Annotated in this window: 2 protein-coding genes; both read right to left on the bottom strand. The window is 68.7% G+C overall.

The genetic code is table 11. The annotated features are described in order from the left end of the window. Nucleotides 1–128 precede the first annotated feature (128 nt). Complete coding sequence (leuS, locus tag QN345_RS16660; RefSeq protein ID WP_134446069.1) at nucleotides 129–2723, bottom strand: leucine--tRNA ligase; 2595 nt, start codon at nucleotides 2721–2723, stop codon at nucleotides 129–131. Between the two features lie 59 nt (nucleotides 2724–2782). Then, nucleotides 2783–3809 (bottom strand): anthranilate synthase component I family protein (locus QN345_RS16655; protein ID WP_323508911.1); only part of this gene is annotated, 1027 nt, incomplete at its 5' end.

Here is a 3809-nt window from a genome sequence, read left to right as displayed (position 1 = left end):
GGTCCGGCCCGGGCCGGTGGACAACCGGACCGGCCCCAGGCCTGTCGAGGGCGCGCAACGCGCATCGGCGAGGGCACTGGCACCTCGAGGATCCTCGAGGTGCCTCAGGACCTCACGACGTCAGGACCTCAGACGGGCTTGGTGACGATGCTCACGAGCTTCGGCGCCCGGACGATCACGTGGACGATCTCCCGGTCCCCGATCGAGCGAATGACCGATGCGGATGCGCGGGCGAGGCCCTCGAGGTCGTCAGCGGAGATCTTCGGCGAGACCACGAGGCGCTCGCGCACCTTGCTGTCGACCTGCACGATCGCCGTGACGGACTCCTCGACGAGGAGCCGCGGGTCGGCCTTGCGCCACTGGGCGAGCGCGACGCACGGCTCGTAGCCGAGGCGCTGCCACATGTCCTCCGCGGTGTACGGCGCGAAGAGGTTGAGCGCCATGGCGGTCGCCTCAGCGGCCTCCCGCACCGCGGCATCGGCCGGGCCTGCGCCGGTGTCGATGACCTTACGGGTCGCGTTCACGAGCTCCATCAGGCGTGCGACGACGACGTTGAACTTGAAGGACTCGATCAGGCCGGGCGCGTCGGCGAGGAAGCGGTGCGTGACCCGGCGGAGGGCGGGGTCACCGGTCTTCCACAGCACGTCGGGCGCGCTCGTGACGTCCTTGGCCATGCGCCAGGCGCGGGCGAGGAACTTGGCCGAGCCGACCGGGGAGACGTCCGCCCAGTCGATGTCGTCCTCCGGCGGGCCGGCGAAGGCCATCGTGAGGCGCACGGCGTCGACGCCGAACTGGTCGATCTCCTCGGTGAAGTAGACGAGGTTGCCCTTGCTCTTGGACATCTTGGTGCCGTCGAGGATGACCATGCCCTGGTTGAGCAGTGCGGTGAACGGCTCGGTGAACGTCACGTAACCGAGGTCGAAGAGCACCTTGGTGATGAACCGGGCGTAGAGCAGGTGCAGGATCGCGTGCTCGACGCCGCCGACGTACTGGTCGACGGGAGCCCACTTCTCGGCTTCCTTCGGGTCGAAGGCCTGGGTGTCGTCGTTCGGGTTCAGGAACCGGAGGAAGTACCAGGAGCTGTCGACGAAGGTGTCCATCGTGTCGGCGTCGCGGCGCGCAGGGGTGCCGTCGATCGGGTTGGGTACGTTGACCCAGTCCGTGGCGCCGCCGAGCGGCGAGGTCCCCTTCGGCTTGAGATCGAGGCCCTCCGTCGAGGGCAGCAGCACCGGAAGCTGGTCTTCGGGCACGGGGATCTCTGCGCCGTCCTGGCCGTGGATGATCGGGATCGGGGTGCCCCAGTAACGCTGGCGGGAGATGAGCCAGTCGCGCAGCCGGTAGTTCTTCGCGGCCCTTCCGGTGCCGTCCTGGGTGAGCTGCTCGACGATGCGCTTGATCGCGTTGTTCTTGCTGAGGCCGGTGAGGGCTCCGGAATTGATCAGGCGGCCTTCCCCGGCCAGCGCGACACCGGTTTCTGCCGGATCGAGCGGCGTGGGGTCGAGCGGCAGTTCCTCCGTGCCGTCGATCATGCCGGGCGTGATCACGGGCAGGGTACCGGTCAGGGGCGCCGTCGTGTCGACGACGACCCGGACGGGCAGGTCGAACTTCCGGGCGAAATCGAGGTCGCGCTGGTCGTGTGCGGGAACGGCCATCACGGCGCCATGTCCGTAGTCCGCGAAGACGTAGTCTGCGGCCCAGATCGGCAGGCGTTCACCGTTGACGGGGTTGATCGCGAAACGTTCGAGGAAGACGCCGGTCTTCGGCCGGTCGGTGGCCTGGCGCTCGATGTCCGTGCTCTTCTGCATCTGCACGAGATAGTCCTGGAAGCGCTTGCGCACCTCGGGAGTGGAGTCGGCGACGAGCTCGGCGGCGAGGTCGGAGTCGGGGGCCACGACCATGAAGGTCGCGCCGAAGAGGGTGTCCGGGCGGGTCGTGAAGACGCTCACGACGGCCTCCCGGCCCTCGATGGCGAAGTCGACGTCGGCGCCGATGGAGCGGCCGATCCAGTTGCGCTGCATGTTGAGGACCTTGGCCGGCCAGGTGCCCTCGAGCTGGTTGAGGTCGTCGAGCAGGCGGTCGGCGTAGTCGGTGATCTTGAAGTACCACTGGGTGAGCTTCTTCTTGATCACGATCGCGCCGCTGCGGTCGCTCGTGCCGTCCGGCAGGACCTGCTCGTTCGCGAGCACGGTCTGGTCGATCGGGTCCCAGTTGACCCAGCTGTCCTTGCGGTAGGCGAGGCCCTTCTTGTACAGCTGCAGGAACAGCCATTGGTTCCACTTGTAGTACTCGGGGTCGCTCGTGTGCAGTTCACGCGACCAGTCGAAGGAGGCGGCGTAGAGCTTCATGCTCTTCTTCTGCTGCGCGATGTTGTCATAGGTCCAGCCGCGCGGGTCGATGCCGCGCTTGATGGCCGCGTTCTCGGCGGGGAGGCCGAAGGAGTCCCAGCCGATCGGGTGCAGCACGTTGAAGCCCTGCTGGCGCCAGTACCGGGCGACGATGTCGCCGAGCGCGTAGACCTCGGCGTGGCCCATGTGCAGGTCGCCTGAGGGATACGGGAACATGTCGAGCACGTACTTGCGCGGACGGGTGTCGTCGGGGTCGCTCGTCCGGAACGGTTCGAGCTCGTCCCAGATGGGTTGCCACTTCGCCTGGATCGCGGCGAAGTCATAGACGTCCTCGTCGATCTCTACGCCGTATGGGGTGCGGTCGTGCTCGTGTGCCACGGGACTCTCATTCTGGTGATTCGGGCGTGAACGCTTCACAGTCCAAGCTTCTAGGTTACTCAACCCGCGCCGGTAACGAGGTCAGGGCCGCAACCGAGCACGGTCAGGAGCGCCGCGGCCTTGATCCGGGTCTCCTCGACCTCCTCCGCCGGGACGGACAGGGTGGTGATTCCGCCGCCGGTTCCGATCGAGGCTCCTGCGGGATCGAGGACGATGCTGCGGATCACCATGGCGAGGTCGACGGCTCCGTCGCGGCCGAAGTAGCCGAACGCACCCGAGTAGATGCCGCGCGGACCGTCCTCGAGGCCGCGCAGCAGGCTGACGGCGCTCTGCTTGGGCACCCCCGTCATCGAACCGGCCGGGAAGCAGGACCGGACGGCATCCGTGCCCGTGAGCCCCGCGGCGAGGCGCGCCTCGACCGTGCTCACGAGCTGGTGGACGTGCGCGTAGCTCTCGACGTCGAGGAGGCGGGTGACGGCGACGGTGCCGAGTTCGGCCACCCGGCCGAGGTCGTTGCGCATCAGGTCGACGATCATCAGGTTCTCGGCGCGTTCCTTGTCACTCGCGGCGAGGTCGGCGCGGAGGCCGGCATCGGAGGCGGGATCCGCGGAACGCGGCCTGGTGCCCTTGATCGGTTTGCTCGAGAGGCTGCCGTCGGTGCCGACGGTGAGGAACTGCTCCGGCGATGCGCTCAACAGGGCGGTGTCCCCGAAGCGCAGCAGGCCGCCGTGGTGGCTCGGGCTGCCGGCCCGCAGCCGGTGGTAGGCCACGACGGGGTGCGGTCGCACGTCGACGGTGATCTCGTTGGTGAGGCAGAGCTGGTAGGCGTCCCCCGCGGCGATGAAGGCCTGGCAGCGTTCGATCAGGGCCGCGTAGTCGGCTGAGCCGTGCCGCCAGCGGGCGCGGGGCGGTGATCCGGGCTGCTCGGGCGCGACGTCCACCGCAGCCACCGCGCCGGCCGACGACAGTGGATGCCGCGCCGCAGGAGAACTGTCCCGTCGCGCCCGCACGGCGCGGGCCCAGTCCTCGGCAAGGCGGGCCGGCAGCCCGAGCCACCACGGCGGCCTGCTGCGCTTCGGGGACACC

Source organism: Cryobacterium sp. 10I1 (assembly GCF_035019805.1).
Classification (GTDB): domain Bacteria; phylum Actinomycetota; class Actinomycetes; order Actinomycetales; family Microbacteriaceae; genus Cryobacterium; species Cryobacterium glucosi.
The sequence above is the reverse complement of the archived record's forward strand: the minus strand, read 5'-3'. Positions and strand labels throughout refer to the sequence as shown.